We start from the raw sequence: 17269 nt of genomic DNA, 5'->3' as shown, positions 1-17269 counted from the left end.
CATCGCAACAAGGAGATGCGTGATGAAAACCCGCAAACTCGGAACTGAACTCGAAGTCTTCCCCGTTGGCCTCGGCTGCATGGGCATGAGCTTCGCCTATGGCGGCCAGCCGGAAGCGGAAGCCATCGCCACGCTGCGCCGCGCCGTCGAGATCGGCGTCACCTTCTTCGACACGGCCGAAGTCTATGGCCCATTCGAGAACGAAATCCTGCTCGGCAAAGCCCTGAAGCCGGTGCGCGATCATGTCACGATCGCCACCAAGTTTGGCTTCAAGATTTCCGAGCACGGCTCGGGCATCGATCGCATGGTCGGCGTCGACAGCCGCCCCGAGCACGTCAAGGCGGTAGCGGAAGCCTCGCTGAAGCGGCTCGATACCGATGTGATCGACCTCTACTACCAGCATCGCATCGATCCGAACGTGCCGATCGAGGACACGGTTGGCGCGATGGCCGAGCTGGTGCGGGAAGGCAAGGTGCGCGCGCTCGGCCTGTCGGAAGTGAGCGGCGCGACGCTGCGCCGGGCCCATGCCGTGCACCCGATCGCCGCTGTCCAGAGCGAATATTCGCTGTGGAGCCGCGATCCGGAGGATGAGGTCCTCGCCGTCTGCCGCGAGCTCGGCATCGGTTTCGTGCCCTACAGCCCGCTCGGCCGCGGCCTGCTCACCGGCGCGATCGCCAAGCCCGACGCGCTCGGCGCCGACGACTGGCGCCTCACCTTGCCGCGCTTCCAGGCCGAGGCGATGGCAGCCAACAACGCCGTCATCGCGATGCTGGAGAAGATGGCGGCCGAAAAGGGCGTGACACCGGCGCAACTGGCGCTCGCCTGGGTGCTGCACCAGGGCGATTTCATCGTGCCGATCCCCGGCGCAAGGAAGATACGACACCTGGAGCAGAACACGGCGGCAGCCGGGATTGACCTGAGCGTGGCGGAGGTCGCTGCGATCGGTGATGCACTGTCGCCCGACAAGGTGGTCGGCAAGCGCTATACGGAGGAATTGCTGGCGCTGGTGAATGGGTGAGGTGGAAAGGGCGCTTCAGCGCCTCCTTAGGCGGCGCAGTGCGGAAGATTGCGAGACGTCAGCGCGAGGCACCCCCCTCTGGCCTGCCGGCCATCTCCCCCGCAAGGGGGGAGATCAGATGTCGCGCGGGCTTTCGCCAATCTTCGACGTTGAAAGAGAAATGCCCCCGACGAAGCTGCCAATCTCCCCCCTTGCGGGGGAGATGCCCGGCAGGGCAGAGGGGGGTGCTGTCCCGCCGGCATCTCTCACCACGGCACCACCCTAATCTCCGGCCAATACTCCTTGGCCCGCTTCCCCTTCGCCTCATGCGTCCGCTGATTGTCCAGCACCCGGTTCGGCGTAATCCGAAACGAAAAAACATCAACCAGCCCGAACGGCGCCACCAGTTCCAGCTGCCCGTCAGCGTCGTACCGCACCCCGACCGCATGCGTCTTCGACGCAAAATAGCTCACCGACTCGCTGGAACTCGCGTATCTCGGGCATTCCTGCCCGAACTTCACCGGATACCACAGATGCACCCGCGCCTGGTTGCGCACCTCGACCGGCAGCTTCCATCCCTCGAAATGCCTCGCTGCCCGTCGGATCACCGCATCCTCGGCCTCGTAGGACAAATCGGCATCGTCGAAATAGAACAGGTCGACATCCTTGATGCCGTATCCCGGCGGCTTGCCGGTCAGATGGTTCCAGATGCTGTTGTAAAGCGCGCCGGAAACCACCAGCCAATCCGGCAGCGCAAGCTTCCGCACGCGCGCAAGCGTCTCGGCCAGCAGCGGATCCGCCGCGACGATCCTCAAGAACGCCGCGCGCTGTGCTTCGAAGGGAAGGCCGGAATAGCGGAGATGGTCCATCGCCCTTTGGAGGGCGATTCGCCATGCTCCGGCAATCCCAGAAAGCGTTAAGCCCGCAGCACGCCGCCCGTCTGCTTGTTGACGTTCTCGACGATCCGCTTGGCCAGCGCCTCGAAATCCTCGTCGGTCAGCGTCTTTTCGACCGGCTGGATCGACACTTCGATGGCGATCGACTTCTTGGCCGCGCCCAGTGCCGCGCCCTCGAAGACGTCGAACACCGAAACGCCGGTGACCAGCTTCTTGTCGGCGGCCAAAGCCGCCCGCACCAGCGTGCCGGCCTCGACCGTCCGGTCGACGACGAAGGCGAAATCGCGCTTCACCGCCTGGAAGGGCGACAGCTCCAGCTTCGGCTTGGTGCGCGTCGGCTTTGCCTTCGGCTCCGGCACGGCGTCGACGAAAACCTCGAAGCCGCAGATCGGACCCGATGCGTCGAGCCCGTCCAGCGTCTTCGGATGGAACTCGCCGAATGTGCCGAGCACCGTCTTCGGACCGAGCTTGATCGTGCCGGAGCGTCCCGGGTGATACCAGGCCGGGCCGCCGGGCTCGATCTGCAGCCGGTCGACCGGCGCGCCGCAGGCTTCAAGCGCCGCGATCGCGTCCGCCTTGGCGTCGAACACGCCGACAGGCCCGGCATTGCCGGCCCAACTGCGGCCGGAACCATCGAGCTTGGCGGTGCCGCGCCGCACGCCGGCGGCGACACGCCGCTGCTGGTCGGCGCCGTCGCCTTCATAGGTGCCCGAAACCTCGAACAGCGCCACGTCGCCGATGCCCTTGTCGGCATTGCGCTGCGCGGCCGCGATCAGCCCCGGCAGCAGCGAAGGCCGCATGTCGGACATGTCGGCGGCAATCGGGTTGGCGAGCTTCAGCGCCGCCTGGCCGCCGCCGAACAGCTCGGCGTGTTTCGCCGGAATGAACGACCAGGTGACGGCCTCCATCATGCCGCGCACGGCAAGCGCGCGCTTGGCCGCGCGGGTGCGCACCTGCAGCGTGGTCAGGATCTTGCCGTTGACCGCGTCATGCGAGGTCAGCGGCTGGGCCAAGATGTTGTCGACGCCATGGATGCGCATCACCTCTTCGACCAGGTCTGCCTTGCCGTCGACATCCGGCCGCCAGGACGGCACCTTCACCTTGACCGTGTCGCCCGAGCCCTGCGGCTCGAAGCCGAGGCGGGTCAGGATGCGCAGCGCCTCGGCCTTCGGCACCTCGATGCCGGTCAGCCGCTTCACTTCCGACAGCGGGAAGGTGACGACCTTCGGCTTGTGGCCGGTATAGCCAGCCACCTCGATTTCGCTCGGCGTGCCGCCGCAGAAATCGAGCACCAGCTTGGTCGCCAGCTCGATGCCCGGCACCATGAATTCGGGATCGACGCCGCGCTCGAAGCGGTAGCGCGCGTCGGTGATGATGCCGAGCGCGCGGCCGGTGCGGGCCGTGGTGATCGGGTCCCAGAGCGCCGATTCGATCAGCACGTCGGTGGTGTTCTCGTCGCAGCCCGAATGCTCGCCGCCCATGATGCCCGCGATCGATTCCACGCCATTGTCGTCGGCGATGACGCACATCTCCGGCGTCAGCGTGTATTCGCGCCCATCGAGCGCCAGCACGGTCTCGCCGTCCTTCGCCCGGCGCACCACGAGGTTACCGGCGACCTTCTTCGCGTCGAACACATGCAGCGGCCGGCCGCGATCGAAGGTGACGTAGTTGGTGATGTCGACCAACGCGCTGATCGGCCTGAGCCCGATGGCGATCAGCCGCTGCTGCAGCCATTTCGGCGACGGGCTGTTCTTCACGCCCGTCACCAATGCCAGCGCGAAGCCCGGGCAGAGTTCCGGCGCCTCGATCGTGACCTTGATCGGGCAGAGGCCTTCGCCGGCATGCGGCATGATCCCGCCGCCGATAAGCCGGCCGAGCCCGCTTGCCGCGAGGTCGCGCGCGATGCCGTAGACGCTGGTCGCATCCGGCCGGTTCGGCGTCAGGTTGATCTCGATCACCGGATCGTCGAGATGCGCGTAGGCAGCGAAGCTGGTGCCGACCGGCGCGTCTTCGGGTAGGTCGATGATGCCGTTATGCTCGTCGGAGATTTCCAGCTCGCGCTCCGAGCACATCATGCCATGGCTTTCGACGCCGCGTATCTTGCCGACCGAGAGCGTCACGTCGATGCCGGGAACATAGGTGCCGGGCGCAGCAAAGGCGCCGATCAGGCCCGCGCGGGCATTCGGCGCCCCGCATACGACTTGAACAGGCGGCGTGCCGTCGCCGGTGTCGACGGTCAGCACGCGCAGCCGGTCGGCGTCGGGGTGCTGCACCGCCGTCAGCACTTTGGCGATGACGAAGGGCTTCAGGCCGGCCTTGTCGTCGACATGTTCGACTTCGAGGCCGATCGCGGTCAACCGCTCGACGATCTCGGCAAGCGAGGCGTCGGTCTCGAGATGGTCCTTGAGCCAGGAGAGGGTGAATTTCATGACTGTCTTCCGTCGGGTCTTTGTTCTTCGGGCCGGGGTACGCTGGTCTTCAGATGTCTGGGCAGATCGTCCGGCATGTGCAGGAAGGGCAATTCCTCACGCACATAGGCATGCAGCGTCGGCTTGAAATAAGCCGGCATGTCCATGGCGCCGAGCATGAAATAGATCTGGTTGTCGAGCCGCTTGTCGGTATAGGCGATCGGCGAGCCGCAGATACCGCAGAAGCTGCGCTCCACCGGACCGTTGCGGTAGCTTTTCAGCGATTTGCCATTGAGCGCGGCCTGGTCGGCCAGGAAGCCGACAAAGGCCGACACCGGCGCGCCGCTGGCGCGCCGGCAATCGCCGCAATGGCAATAGCTGATGTGGTGCGGCTCGGCTGATGCCTCGAACCGCACCGCGCCGCAACGGCAGCCGCCGGTGTGAGGTGCCGTCATGCAGAGAGGCCCCCGAACAGCGTCGGCAGGTCGAGCGGCCTGAAGCCGTAATGCGACAGCCAGCGCACATCCGCGTCGAAGAAGGCGCGCAGGTCCGGCATGCCGTATTTCAGCATGGCGATGCGGTCGATGCCCATGCCCCACGCAAAGCCCTGATATTCGTCGGGATCGAGCCCGCCGGCGCGCAGCACGTTCGGATGCACCATGCCGCAGCCCAGGATCTCCATCCAGTCGGAGCCTTCGCCGAAGCGCACTTCGCCCGGGCGCGAGCGGTCGCACTGGATGTCGACCTCGAGGCTGGGCTCGGTGAACGGGAAGAAGGACGGGCGGAAGCGCATCTTGACGCTCGGCACCTCGAAGAAGGCCTTGCAGAACTCCTCCAGCACCCACTTCATGTTGGCGACGTTCGCGGTCTTATCGACCACGAGCCCCTCGACCTGATGGAACATCGGCGAGTGGGTGGCGTCGGAATCCTGCCGGTAGGTCTTGCCGGGGATGACGATGCGGATCGGCGGCTTCTGCCGCTCCATGGTGCGGATCTGCACGGGCGAGGTGTGCGTGCGCAACAGCTTGCGCTCACCCTTCTCGTCCGGCTGGAAGAAGAAGGTGTCGTGCATCTCGCGCGCCGGATGCCCTTCGGGGAAATTGAGCGCCGTGAAATTGTAATAGTCGGTCTCGATGTCCGGACCTTCGGCGATCGAGAAGCCGAGGTCGCCGAAGATCGCGGCGATCTCATCGATCACCTGGCTGATCGGATGGATGCGGCCGCGCTCGGCCGGCGACTGGCGAACGGGCAGCGTGACGTCGACCTTCTCGGCCTCGAGCCGGGCGGCGATCGCCACGTCCTTCAGCTCCGCCTTGCGCGCGGTCAGCGCGTCGGTGACGCGGTTCTTCAGGCCGTTGATCGCCGGGCCCTTCACCTGGCGTTCCTCGGCGCTCATGGCGCCCAGCGTCTTCAGCATTTCGGAGACCGAGCCCTTCTTGCCCAGCGCCGAGACGCGCACCGCCTCGATCGCGGCCTCGTCGGCCGCGGCCGCGATTTCGGCCATCAGCGAAGCTTCAAGGGTTTCAAGATTTCCAGCGGTGGCGTTCACGGCGAAACTCTCTCGATTGGATGACTGGCATTGCAGAGTGCGTCACCATTTTGGTTACGCGGGTGCCATTTTGGTTACATCAGGCATAAGAAAAACCCGCGCCAGCCGTGCCAGCGCGGGTTCCCCAAATCAGTACTAAAAATGCTTGGGAAGCGCTGGGCTCGGAGCCCGATCCCGAAAAGTTGCAGACTTTTCGGAAAAGATCGCGCTCCTCGCTAAATTCCCCTGGAGCATGATGTTGTCCAAAAAGTCAGAAACTTTTTGGCATCATGCTCTAGGCGACAGCGCTCTCAAAAGCATTCGGCGTGGTGTTCTTCAGGTATTCGAGCGCGACCTTGGCCTTGGCGACCAGCGCGGCGAAAGCCTGCGGCTCGTGGATGGCCATGTCCGAAAGGACCTTGCGGTCGATCTCGATGCCGGCCTTGTTGAGACCGTCGATGAAGCGGCCATAGGTCAGGCCGTGCTCGTGGGTCGCCGCGTTGATGCGCTGGATCCACAGCGCGCGGAACGAGCGCTTGCGGTTCTTGCGGTCACGGTAGGCGTACTGCAGCGACTTCTCCACCGCCTGCTTGGCGATGCGGATGGTGTTCTTGCGGCGGCCGTAGAAGCCCTTGGCGGCTTTCAGGACCTTCTTGTGCTTGGCGTGGGCGGTAACGCCTCTCTTTACGCGTGCCATGTCATGATCTCCTTAAAAACGCTGTTCCGGAACCGAATGCTCAGAGGCCGTTCGGCAGAAAATTCTTGATGACCTTCTTGCCGTCCGGTTCAGCCAGAACCATCGTGCCGCGGGCATCGCGAATGAACTTGTTGGAACGCTTGATCATGCCGTGGCGCTTGCCGGCGGCAGCCGACAGCACCTTGCCGGTGGCAGTAATCTTGAACCGCTTCTTGGCGGCCGATTTGGTCTTCATCTTGGGCATTTTGCTACTCCGTATTGGTGGCGCACCATCGCGCTTCTTTTCTCGCTTCGGGCCGACCAAAGCCCGAAAAGCAAATGAAACCGCCACGGCATGCCCTGCCGGGCGGTTTTTGTTTTTTGCTCTGCGTATCGTGCTTTCCGTAAATCAGGGATGACTTCCGGGCCGATACGCGGAACGGCGGTCCTATAGATCAAAGACGGCGCGGGCGCAACACCCCAGGCCAGGTCGTTGCGCCGAAGCCCGGCGACCCTCAACAAGAAGCAATTGCCAATGATCGTGGCCAGCCGGACCTATGCGTTTGCGGGTACGACCTTAGGCATAAGAATTAGAGGTACCTAATATGCTATAAGCATAGATCGAGGGGTCTAATCCATGTCTTGGGTTCAACCGAACTTAGCCGTTATGTGCCTTGTATTGGCTGGTGATGCGTGCGCTCACGGTTGGTACACGGGCAAGACCGATCCTATGCTTCATCTCAAATGCTGCGGCGATCACGATTGCCATCCTGTCAATTCCAATGATGTCAGATCGACTGTAGAGGGCTACTACGTCAGACAACCGAAGCCCTATTCCCGCAACGATCCGCCAACCGGAGAGTGGTTTATCCCAAGAGATCGCGTTCAGGCTGCGCCGGATGATCAGTATCATATCTGCGAAACGCTATACCCGACGTTTCGAGTTGGCAGATACAGGATGCGCTGGACGTGCTTCTTCGCGCCGCGCGGGACCAGTTCAATTTCAAACTGAGGCACTACCGGCCATGCGACGCTCTCGTTCAGGGCAGCGTGAACCACACCGGCAGCATCCCCGACTGCTGCATGCCGTCGATCAGTTCGAAGGCCGGCAGCGCCACCAGGAACACCAGCCCGTCGAGCAGCGTGTTCAAGAGCAGGCGCGGCTTGAAGCTGCCGGTATCGCCTTCCTGGTAGAGCCTGAGGTTCGGGAAGAAACGCGGCACGCCGGCCAGATAGGCCGCGTAGGGCGCGCCGAGCAGTCCCTTGAGGTAACGCTCCTCGCGCAGGATGACGATATGGAAGGCGCCGGCGCACAGAAGCGAGAACAGGATGACGCCGGTGAACGAGCCGATCTGCGCGCCGACGCCGGCGGCGGCCACCGTCGAAAACAGATAGAGCGGGTTGCGGGTGATCGAGTAGGGACCGCCGGTGACCACTTCGGCCGATTTGCGCCCGCCTATATAGAGCGTCGACCACAGCCGTCCGACAATGCCGAGGAAGATCAAGAGCACGCCGAACATCTCGATCGACTCGTGCACGGGCGTGTCCGGCGGAAAGGACGACTGGCCGAACAGCAGCGCGCAGAACAGCACCACGATCAGCATCGCCAGCACGATCCGGCGCATGTGCTGATAGCCGCCCAACCCTTCATTTCGGTTGTCGGCCGGGACCTTCACTTCATCGACCATGACCCCATCCGATCGTCGATTTGCTCGCGATCGACAAAAGCCGATCGTCGATTTGCTCGCGATCGCGAAGCGATCGTCGATTTGCTCGCGATCGCGAAGCGATCGTCGAGGTAGCTCGCGATCGGATTGAAAACAGGCGCCCCGCCGATCGTCGGGACGCCGTGCCCGGCAATTCGGGCGGATTTTAGAGCGAGATACAAAGAGCCCGGCAACTCTCGAAACCGTGATAGGCGCGACGCTTTGACGGCCGCGCCTTCCCGGTTAGCGCGGCGCCAGGACCATCATCATCTGGCGGCCTTCGAGCTTCGGCTCCGCCTCGACCTTGGCGATCGTCGCCACTTCCTCGCGCACCTTGTTCAGAAGCTGCATGCCGAGTTCCATATGCGCCATCTCGCGGCCGCGGAAGCGCAGCGTCAGCTTGACCTTGTCGCCTTCCTCGAAGAAGCGCCGCACGGCCTTCATCTTGGTCTCGTAGTCATGGCTGTCGATGTTCGGGCGCATCTTGATCTCCTTGATCTCGATGACCTTCTGGTTCTTGCGCGCTTCGGCCGCCTTCTTCTGGTTGGCGTATTTCAGCTTGCCGAGATCGAGGATCTTGACGACGGGCGGCACCGCATTGGGCGATATCTCGACCAGATCGAGCCCGGCCTCTTCGGCGAGCAGCAATGCGTCGTTGATGGAAACATCGCCTCGGTTCTGGCCCTCGGCGTCGATAAGCTGGACCCGGGGCACCCGGATGTCTCGGTTGGAGCGCGGCCCGTCCTTGGTGGGTGCCGCTGCTTTGAAAGGTCTGCGAATGGTCGTGGTCTCCTCGGCCGTTTCGTTCAGGGTTTCGTTAGACAAAAATACGTGGACGCGCCTATGTGGTGAGCGCGGGGCGGGAGTCAATAGCATAGCCGCGCCGCAAAATCACCTGCCGCTTGGCAATTGTCTGCACCAAGCAATCAAACGCCGCGAGCACTTTTCGTTGAACCCCCGCCTGTGCCAAAAGACCGGCGGGGAAGGACAAGCTCATGGCCGCCAGCGCTCCGGTTTTCATCGATGTGGACGGGTCGAACATCGCCGTCAGGCAGATAGCGGGCGCGGCGCCCGGCATCGTCTGGCTCGGCGGCTACAAGTCCGACATGCTGGGCACGAAGGCGGAGACGCTAGCCGCCTGGGCCAGCGGCGAAGGCCGAGCCTATCTGCGTCACGACTATTCCGGCCATGGCGAGTCGGGCGGCGCGTTCGCCGACGGCACGATCTCCAGATGGCTGGCCGAAAGCCTTGCCGTCTTTAGCCGGTTCAGCAAGGGCAAGCAGATCCTGGTCGGCTCCTCGATGGGGGCGTGGATCGCGCTGCGCATGGCGCAGGAACTGCGCAGGGCGGGCGACACAAGGGTTGCGGGCCTGGTGCTGCTCGCCCCGGCGCCGGACTTCACCGTCGAGCTGATCGAGCCGGTGCTGACTGACGCGCAGCGCCGCGATCTCGCGGAAAAAGGCTTCTTCGCCGAGCCGTCGGACTATTCGGACGAGCCCTATATCTACACGCGCGCGCTGATCGAGGATGGCCGTGCCAACCGGGTCATGACCGGGCCGATCGACACGCATTGCCCGGTGCATATCCTGCAGGGCTTGGCCGATCCAGACGTGCCTTCGGGCCACGCGCTGAAGCTGGCTGCGATGCTGCCCGCCGACGACGTGACGCTGTCGCTTATCCCGGACGGCGACCATCGCCTGTCCCGCCCCGAGGATCTCGATTTGCTCAAGCGGGCCGTCGGCGACATGGTCAAGCGGGCTACCGCATAATGCGCGTCTCCATCCCGGTATCCGCCTTCGTCGCGGCTGTCGTCGGCTTCGGCGGCACGCTGGCCCTCGTCATCGCTGCCGCCAAGGCGGTCGGCGCCACGCAGATCGAGACCGCAAGCGGCGTGACGGCGATCTGCCTCGCCATGGTCGTGGAATGCCTGTGGCTCTCCTGGCGCACCAAGATGCCGGTCATCACCGCCTGGTCGACGCCCGGCCTGGCGCTGATCGCGGCCTCCAGCGGTTTCACGATGCCGCAGGCCGTCGGCGCCTTCATTGTCACCGGCATCCTTTTGGTCGCGACCGGCCTGTTCAAGCCGCTGACCCGGCTGATCGCGCAGATCCCGGCCTCGGTCGCGTCCGGCATGCTGGCCGGCATTCTGGTCAGCTTCGCCGTGAACGCGGTGAAGGCCATTCCCGCCGATCCCTGGCTGATCCTGCCGCTGATCGCCGCCTTCTTCGTCATCCGCCTGTTCAATCCGGCTTTGTCGGTGCTGGTGGTGCTGATCGGCGGCGGCCTCGCCGCTTTCCTCACCGGCCGCGTCGGCAGCCTGCCGGCGCCGGAACTGTCGACATTGACGTTCATCGCGCCGCAATTCACCGCCTCGGCGACCATTGGCCTTGCCCTGCCGCTCTATCTGGTCACCATGGCTTCCCAGAACCTTTCCGGTCTCGCTGTGCTGCGCGCCGCCGGCTACCATCCGGAACCCGGTCCGCTGATCGGCGTCACCGGGCTGTTTTCGCTGCTCTCGGCGCCGTTCGGTGCCGCCACCACCAATCTTGCGGCGATCTCAGCCGCCATCTGCACCGGCCCCGATGTCCATCCCGACCCGGCCGAACGCTGGAAGACCGGGCCGTTCTACGCGCTCGCCTATCTGGTCTTCGCGATCTTCGGCGCCTCGCTGGTGGCGATCTTCGCCGTCCTGCCGCAAAGCCTGATCGTGCTGGTCGCCGGGCTCGCCTTGACGGCGCCCCTGGCCAACGCGCTGTCGATCGCGCTGAAGGACGAGGCCGAGCGCATGCCGGCCACCGTCACCTTCGCCGTGACGGCTTCGGGGCTCACGCTCTTCGGCGTCGGCGCGGCATTTTGGGGGCTGGTTGCTGGAATGGCAGTGCTTTTCCTCGAGAAACTCAAAAAGCGATAATCATTTCAGGCGCTTCGCCGGTTTTGGCGGGATTTGCCTTGAATCGCCGATTTCGCCTTCCCATTTCGATTCCACGCAGCCGGTTTGGCTGTCTCCAACGGAAGGATTGGGAGAAATGAATACGAGTGCATTGATCCGTCCGGCCTGGACGCCGGCCACCATCGCGCTGATGGTCATCGGCTTCATGGTGTTCTGGCCGCTCGGCTTCGCCATGCTCGCCTACATCATCTGGGGCGACCGGCTGGAAGGCTTCAAGCGCGACGTCAACCGCGCCACGGACGGCATCTTCGCCGGCTGCCGCCGCGGTTCCGACAAGGCGGCCCGCTGGGGCCACGGCTCGGCCCGCACCGGCAACGTCGCTTTCGACGACTGGCGCGAGAAGGAACTCGAGCGCCTCGCCGAGGAGCGACGCAAGCTTGACGAGATGCTGAGCGAGTTCGACGATTACGCTCGCGAACTGCGCCGCGCCAAGGACCAGGACGAGTTCGACCGCTTCATGGCGAACCGCAACAAGTCGACGGCCCCGACGACCACGGAGTCGTCCAAGCCGGCGACCCCGAAGCGCGGCAAGGGCTCGAACCTGCTCGACGACTGAGACCACGCGCATGACCCCGAAGATCGATGCCGATTTTCGGAAAAGGTCATGCGCAAACTCAAAGTGCTGCAGCGTCCTTTGCGCGTCCAAAGGACGCGCGGCGCTGCAGGGACAGGTCTCGGCATGATATGCGGCGTCGCGTCTAGCGGCGCCGTTTCTTTTTTGTTCTCTTTGTAGCTTCCCTCCACTGGCCGTTTTTTTCGAATCGCGTATCGTCCAGCCATGACCCTCGGCTTCTTTCGCAACCTGACCAAGCCCAAGGCCGCGCCTGTCGTGGAGCGCGAACATTGCGTCGCCGGCCGCACGCTGCCGCTGAAAATCGTCGAAAGCGCCCGCGCCCGGCGGCTTACGCTGCGCATCGATTCCGGCGGCCAGGGCCTGCGCATCACCGTGCCGCCCGGCCTGCGCCGGGGCGAGGTGGAGAAATTCCTCGACCGCCACCAGGACTGGCTGGAACAGCGGCTGGCCAAGGTGCCGACCAGGCCGCAGGTGCGGCCGGGCATCAGGATCCCGATCCGCGGCGTGCCGCATCGCATCGTGCATGAGCCTTCGAAGCGCGGCACCGTCACCGTCGCGCGCGACGAGCGCGGCCCGCTCCTGATCATCCATGGCGAGCGCATCCACCTGCCGCGCCGCATCGCTGACCACCTCAAGCGCGAGGCCAAGAAGGAGATCGAGAGGCTGGTGGTCAAGCACACCGAGGCGATCGGCAAGCGTGCCAAGGCAATAAGGTATAAAGATACCTCCAGCCGCTGGGGGTCATGCACATCGGAGGGCAATCTCTCCTTCTCCTGGCGCATCATGATGGCGCCGCCGGCGGTGATAAACTACCTGGTGGCGCATGAGGTGGCGCATCTGAAGGAGATGAACCACGGCCCGAAATTCTGGAAGCTGTGCGAAAAGCTCTGCCCGGACACCGACCGCTGCAAGGACTGGCTGAAACGCAACGGCGGCGCCCTGCAGGCGATTGTGTTCGAGTAGAGTGTCTGGCGAACGGGGCACCGCCGCTAGCCAAGCAACACTGGAGATTAGCCGGGCCATCTCAGCATCGTCATTCTAGGGCGGAGCAAGGAGCGAAGCGACGCGCGCAGACCCTAGAATCCATGCCGTGACGCGTGAGCGCCGCAACCGTTCAAAAAAGTGGCTATGCCATTGAACGAAAAAGGCAAATATTCTCCACCGCCGTGTCGCCGGCCGAGGTAACGGCATGGATCCTCGGGTCAAGCCCGAGGATGACGACAGCGTGGTTGCCTCGCCCTGCGTAACCCCTCAATCGTCATTCGCCGCGTTCAGTTCCTCCGGCCGCAATCCTTCCTCCGAATGCGGCCAGGGCAAAAAATTCCGGTCGAAGGCATCGCTGCCGAAATAATCCAGCGCCCGGTGCGCCTCGGCGCCATTGTAGGCGGCCTTGTCCATCAGATGCGCGATCACCTCGCGCGCCTGCGCGATCTTCTGCCTGAGTTCGGCGACGGTCTGGTCGGCCATGCTTATCGTGCTCCCGCCTGTGGTTCCTATATCAACGTAGTGTTTTCCGCAGAGCCGGCAACAGCATGCTTTTTCTCGACTCTTTCCCCGTTTCGTGCCAATCCCGCGCCATGACGCCCGACATCAAGATCTGCGGATTGAAGACCGACGCCGCGATGGCCGCCGCGCTTGCCGGCGGCGCCAGCCATGTCGGCTTTATTTTCTTCGCCAAGAGCCCGCGCTATGTCGAGCCTGTCGAGGCCGGGCGCTTGCGCGAAGCGGCGCGCGGCAAGGCCAAGGCAGTCTCCGTCACCGTCGATGCCGACGATGCCTTTCTCGACGAGATCGTCGCGAAAATGCAGCCGGACATGCTGCAGCTGCATGGTTCGGAAACGCCTGGGCGTGTGGCCGGGATCAAGGCGCGCTACGGCCTGCCAGTGATGAAGGCGCTGTCCGTCAGCGAGGCGGCGGATCTCGACCGCATAAAACCCTTCGTCGGCATCGCCGATCGCTTCCTTCTGGATTCCAAGCCGCCGAAGGGGTCGCAATTGCCGGGCGGCAACGGCGTTGCCTTCGACTGGCGCGTGCTTGCCGGCCTTGACGCCGGCGTCGAATACATGCTTTCCGGTGGACTCAACGCCGCCAATATCGGCGATGCCCTGAGACAGGCCAATCCGCCCGGAATAGACATCTCGTCCGGCGTGGAAAGCGCTCCGGGTGTCAAGGATCCGGCGCTGATCGAGCAGTTTTTCCGGGCCGTCAGAGCCGCGCGGGATAATCGCGCTGCCTGAGGAGTTTTCGAACCCGAGCATGCCCCGGAAAAGTGGGAACCGGTTTTCCGACCAGGACAGGCTCGCAAGTCAAGATTTAGGAGATCGGCGATGAACAAGCCGGCAATGCCCAATTCCTTCCGCACCGGACCCGACGAGCAGGGCATGTTCGGCATTTTTGGCGGCCGCTTCGTCGCCGAGACGCTGATGCCGCTGATCCTCGATCTGGAGGACCAGTGGAACAAGGCCAAGACCGATCCCGAGTTCAAGGCCGAGCTGCAGAACCTGTCGACCCACTATGCCGGGCGGCCCTCGAAGCTCTATTTTGCCGAGGGCCTGACCAAACATCTTCGTGACGTTTCCTCGGCGAAGGGCCTTGGGGGTGGCGCCAAGGTCTATTTCAAGCGCGAGGACCTCAACCACACCGGCTCGCACAAGATCAACAACTGCCTCGGCCAGATCCTGCTCGCCAAGCGCATGGGCAAGAAGCGCATCATCGCCGAGACCGGCGCCGGCCAGCATGGCGTCGCCTCGGCCACTGTGGCGGCGCGCTTCGGTTATCCTTGCGTGGTCTACATGGGCGCCACCGACGTCGCCCGCCAGAGCCCCAATGTGTTCCGCATGAAGCTGCTCGGCGCCGAGGTTCGGCCGGTCACCGCCGGCCACGGCACGCTGAAGGACGCCATGAACGAGGCCCTGCGCGACTGGGTCACCAATGTCGAGGACACCTATTACCTGATCGGCACCGCCGCCGGCCCGCATCCCTATCCGGAGCTGGTGCGCGACTTCCAGTCGGTGATCGGCACGGAAGCCCGCGCCCAGATACTGGAGCAGGAGGGCCGGCTGCCGGATGTCATCATCGCCGCCGTCGGCGGCGGCTCCAATGCCATCGGCCTCTTCCATCCCTTCCTCGACGACAAGGACGTCCGCATCATCGGTATCGAAGCCGGCGGGCGCGGCCTCGACGGCGTCGAACATTGCGCCTCGATGAACGCCGGCAAGCCGGGCGTGCTGCATGGCAACCGCACCTATCTCCTGCAGAATGCCGACGGCCAGATCCTCGACGGTCATTCGATCTCGGCCGGCCTCGATTATCCGGGCGTCGGTCCGGAGCATTCCTGGCTGCGCGACAGCGGCCGCGTCGAATATGTGCCGATCCTCGACGACGAGGCGCTGGAAGCCTTCCAGCTCACCACCCGGGTCGAAGGCATCATTCCGGCGCTGGAATCGGCGCATGCCATCGCCCATGCGGTGAAGATCGTGCCGAAGATGGACAAGGACCAGATCGTCATCGTCAATTTGTCCGGTCGCGGCGACAAGGACGTGCACACGGTGGCGAACATGCTGGGCATGGAGATCTGACAATGACCACCCGCATTGACCGCCGCATGGCCAAGCTCAAGGCCGAAGGCCGCCCGGCCTTGGTCACCTATTTCATGGGCGGCGACCCGGATTACGACACCGCCTTGGCCATCATGAAGGCGCTGCCGGGCGCCGGCTCCGACATCATCGAGCTCGGCATGCCCTTCTCCGACCCGATGGCCGACGGCCCGGCGATCCAGGCGGCCGGTCTTCGGGCGCTGAAGGGCGGCCAGACCTTGGCTAAGACGCTGAAGATGGCGTCCGAATTCCGCGCCGGCGACAACGAGACGCCGATCGTGCTGATGGGCTACTACAATCCAATCTATATCTACGGCGTCGACCGTTTCCTGGCAGACGCCAAGGCAAGCGGCATCGACGGCCTGATCGTCGTCGACCTGCCGCCGGAGATGGATGAGGAGCTCTGCATTCCGGCGCTGAAGGCCGGCGTCAACTTCATCCGCCTGGCGACGCCGACCACCGACGACAAGCGCCTCCCCAAGGTTTTGGAAAACACCTCGGGCTTCGTCTATTACGTCTCGATGACCGGCATCACCGGCTCGGCCCTTGCCGATACAGCCAAGGTCGCGGCGGCGGTGAAGCGCATCAAGGGCCATACCGTGCTGCCGGTCTGCGTCGGCTTCGGCGTCAAGACCGCCGAGCAGGCGCGTGTCATCGGGGCCTCGGCCGACGGTGTCGTGGTCGGCACGGCGATCGTCAACGCGATCGCCAATGTGCTGGGGCCCAAGGGCGAGAAGACAGCCGATCCGGCGGAAGCCGTCGCCACTTTGGTCAGCGGCCTTGCCCAGGGCGTCCGCTCGGCCCGCCTTGCTGCCGCCGAATAGTCTTACTACGTCTATTTTCCAGGACAGGAGCCGAAGCCATGAACTGGATCACCAATTACGTCCGCCCGAAGATCAATTCGATGCTCGGCCGGCGCACCGACATGCCGGAAAATCTCTGGATTAAGGATCCCGAGACCGGCGAAATGATCTTCCACAAGGATCTCGAATCCAACCAGTTCGTCATCCCGGCGTCCGGCCACCACATGAAGATCTCGGCCAAGGAGCGGCTGAAATACTTCTTCGACGACGGCAAATACGAGGTGCTGGAAAACCCCAAGGTCGTCCAGGATCCGCTGAAGTTCCGCGACGAGAAGCGCTACACCGATCGCCTGAAGGAGGCCAAGGCCAAGACCAGCCTCGAGGATGCGATCCTCAACGGCGCCGGCACCATCGACGGGCTGCCGGTCATCGTCACCGTGCAGGACTTCGCCTTCATGGGCGGCTCGCTCGGCATGGCCGCGGGCGAAGCAATCGTGCATGCCTTCGAGGTTGCGCTGCAGCGCAAGCGGCCGCTGATCCTGTTCGCCGCCTCCGGCGGCGCCCGCATGCAGGAAGGCATCCTGTCGCTGATGCAATTGCCGCGCACCACGGTCGGCGTCGACCGGCTGAAGGAAGCCGGCCTGCCCTATATCGTCGTGCTCACCAACCCGACCACCGGCGGCGTCACCGCCTCCTACGCCATGTTGGGCGATGTCCAGATCGCCGAGCCCGGCGCGCTGATCGGCTTTGCCGGCCCGCGCGTCATCGTGCAGACCATCCGCGAGAAATTGCCCGACGGTTTTCAGCGCGCCGAATATCTGATGGAGCACGGCATGGTCGACATGGTCGTCTCGCGCCTCGAGATGCGCCAGACCATTTCCCGGCTGTTGAAGATGCTGCTCAAGATGCCGGAGGCCGAGAAGCCGCTGGAGCCGGAGATCCTGCCGCCGGCGGTGGTCAACGCCGAGGCGCGGCCGCAAGCCTGAGCCGAGGTCGGCCCGACGCGACATCGTTCGCCGCGAACCGAGATTTGCGCCGTCCGTTCTGTGCTGTAGCCTCTGATTTGCGCATGGCCGTTCCGAAACCGATTCCCGGTTTCGAGGCCGTGCGCCAAAGCAATTCCAGGAAAAGTGTG

The 17269-nt window shown here is 64.1% G+C and carries 18 protein-coding genes; 9 read left to right on the top strand and 9 right to left on the bottom strand.

What is annotated here, in order from left to right; all coding sequences use genetic code 11:
* Positions 1 to 22 precede the first annotated feature (22 nt).
* Positions 23 to 1018 (top strand): aldo/keto reductase, encoded by a 996-nt coding sequence (locus tag AC0YKC_RS11850; RefSeq protein ID WP_488511166.1) that lies wholly within the window; start codon positions 23 to 25, stop codon positions 1016 to 1018.
* 245 nt (positions 1019 to 1263) lie between these two features.
* Here the strand turns inward: AC0YKC_RS11850 and AC0YKC_RS11845 are convergent, their stop codons facing one another.
* From AC0YKC_RS11845 to infC, 8 genes are all read right to left on the bottom strand, one after another.
* Complete coding sequence (locus AC0YKC_RS11845) at positions 1264 to 1866, bottom strand: nucleotidyltransferase family protein (RefSeq protein ID WP_488511165.1); 603 nt, start codon at positions 1864 to 1866, stop codon at positions 1264 to 1266.
* Positions 1867 to 1913: 47 nt separating this feature from the next.
* Positions 1914 to 4322 carry a phenylalanine--tRNA ligase subunit beta gene (pheT, locus tag AC0YKC_RS11840; RefSeq protein ID WP_488511164.1) on the bottom strand — a complete coding sequence of 803 codons (2409 nt, stop codon included), beginning with the start codon at positions 4320 to 4322 and terminating at the stop codon, positions 1914 to 1916.
* Positions 4319 to 4756 (bottom strand): GFA family protein, encoded by a 438-nt coding sequence (locus tag AC0YKC_RS11835; protein ID WP_488511163.1) that lies wholly within the window; start codon positions 4754 to 4756, stop codon positions 4319 to 4321. The genes pheT and AC0YKC_RS11835 overlap by 4 nt, the downstream gene beginning before the upstream one ends.
* The gene (gene pheS, locus AC0YKC_RS11830; protein ID WP_434724765.1) at positions 4753 to 5805 is read right to left on the bottom strand and encodes a phenylalanine--tRNA ligase subunit alpha; all 1053 of its coding nucleotides are present in this window, start codon (positions 5803 to 5805) and stop codon (positions 4753 to 4755) included. The genes AC0YKC_RS11835 and pheS overlap by 4 nt, the downstream gene beginning before the upstream one ends.
* Before the next feature lie 319 nt (positions 5806 to 6124).
* The gene (gene rplT, locus AC0YKC_RS11825) at positions 6125 to 6526 is read right to left on the bottom strand and encodes a 50S ribosomal protein L20 (protein ID WP_042637600.1); all 402 of its coding nucleotides are present in this window, start codon (positions 6524 to 6526) and stop codon (positions 6125 to 6127) included.
* A gap of 40 nt (positions 6527 to 6566) precedes the next feature.
* Positions 6567 to 6770, bottom strand: a complete 204-nt coding sequence (gene rpmI / locus AC0YKC_RS11820) for a 50S ribosomal protein L35 (protein ID WP_027166935.1) — start codon at positions 6768 to 6770, stop codon at positions 6567 to 6569.
* A 775-nt stretch (positions 6771 to 7545) separates the two neighbouring features.
* Positions 7546 to 8193, bottom strand: coding sequence for a methyltransferase family protein (locus tag AC0YKC_RS11815; RefSeq protein WP_488511162.1), 648 nt, complete (start codon positions 8191 to 8193; stop codon positions 7546 to 7548).
* 261 nt (positions 8194 to 8454) lie between these two features.
* Positions 8455 to 8991 carry a translation initiation factor IF-3 gene (gene infC / locus AC0YKC_RS11810; RefSeq protein WP_010912915.1) on the bottom strand — a complete coding sequence of 179 codons (537 nt, stop codon included), beginning with the start codon at positions 8989 to 8991 and terminating at the stop codon, positions 8455 to 8457.
* A 215-nt stretch (positions 8992 to 9206) separates the two neighbouring features.
* Between infC and AC0YKC_RS11805 the strand changes: the two genes are divergently transcribed.
* The 4 genes from AC0YKC_RS11805 (at position 9207) to AC0YKC_RS11790 (ending at position 12698) form a co-directional block, all read left to right on the top strand.
* Complete coding sequence (locus AC0YKC_RS11805; protein WP_488511161.1) at positions 9207 to 9980, top strand: alpha/beta hydrolase; 774 nt, start codon at positions 9207 to 9209, stop codon at positions 9978 to 9980.
* Positions 9980 to 11122 (top strand): benzoate/H(+) symporter BenE family transporter, encoded by a 1143-nt coding sequence (locus tag AC0YKC_RS11800; RefSeq protein ID WP_488511160.1) that lies wholly within the window; start codon positions 9980 to 9982, stop codon positions 11120 to 11122. Before AC0YKC_RS11805 ends, AC0YKC_RS11800 begins: the two co-directional genes overlap by 1 nt.
* Before the next feature lie 115 nt (positions 11123 to 11237).
* Positions 11238 to 11717 carry a DUF2852 domain-containing protein gene (locus AC0YKC_RS11795; RefSeq protein ID WP_320293970.1) on the top strand — a complete coding sequence of 160 codons (480 nt, stop codon included), beginning with the start codon at positions 11238 to 11240 and terminating at the stop codon, positions 11715 to 11717.
* A 222-nt stretch (positions 11718 to 11939) separates the two neighbouring features.
* A complete protein-coding gene (locus AC0YKC_RS11790) occupies positions 11940 to 12698 on the top strand; it encodes a M48 family metallopeptidase (protein WP_320293971.1) in 759 nt (252 codons plus the stop codon).
* Between the two features lie 288 nt (positions 12699 to 12986).
* Here AC0YKC_RS11790 and AC0YKC_RS11785 read toward each other — a convergent pair whose 3' ends face one another.
* On the bottom strand, positions 12987 to 13202 hold the full coding sequence (locus AC0YKC_RS11785) for a hypothetical protein (protein WP_320214843.1): 216 nt from the start codon (positions 13200 to 13202) through the stop codon (positions 12987 to 12989).
* A gap of 110 nt (positions 13203 to 13312) precedes the next feature.
* On the opposite strand from AC0YKC_RS11785, the gene AC0YKC_RS11780 reads away from it, so the two are divergent.
* The 4 genes from AC0YKC_RS11780 to accD all read left to right on the top strand — a co-directional run bounded on the left by AC0YKC_RS11780 (position 13313) and on the right by accD (position 17120).
* A complete protein-coding gene (locus AC0YKC_RS11780; protein ID WP_488511159.1) occupies positions 13313 to 13972 on the top strand; it encodes a phosphoribosylanthranilate isomerase in 660 nt (219 codons plus the stop codon).
* A gap of 90 nt (positions 13973 to 14062) precedes the next feature.
* Positions 14063 to 15313, top strand: a complete 1251-nt coding sequence (gene trpB / locus AC0YKC_RS11775; protein ID WP_320293972.1) for a tryptophan synthase subunit beta — start codon at positions 14063 to 14065, stop codon at positions 15311 to 15313.
* A gap of 2 nt (positions 15314 to 15315) precedes the next feature.
* The gene (gene trpA, locus AC0YKC_RS11770) at positions 15316 to 16155 is read left to right on the top strand and encodes a tryptophan synthase subunit alpha (protein WP_488511158.1); all 840 of its coding nucleotides are present in this window, start codon (positions 15316 to 15318) and stop codon (positions 16153 to 16155) included.
* 38 nt (positions 16156 to 16193) lie between these two features.
* Positions 16194 to 17120, top strand: coding sequence for an acetyl-CoA carboxylase, carboxyltransferase subunit beta (accD, locus tag AC0YKC_RS11765; RefSeq protein ID WP_488511157.1), 927 nt, complete (start codon positions 16194 to 16196; stop codon positions 17118 to 17120).
* The last annotated feature ends 149 nt before the right edge of the window (positions 17121 to 17269 follow it).

The sequence above is a fragment of the Mesorhizobium sp. CNPSo 4661 genome (assembly GCF_057784215.1).
Note: the sequence above shows the minus strand (reverse complement) of the source record. Positions and strands in the feature narration are given on the sequence as shown.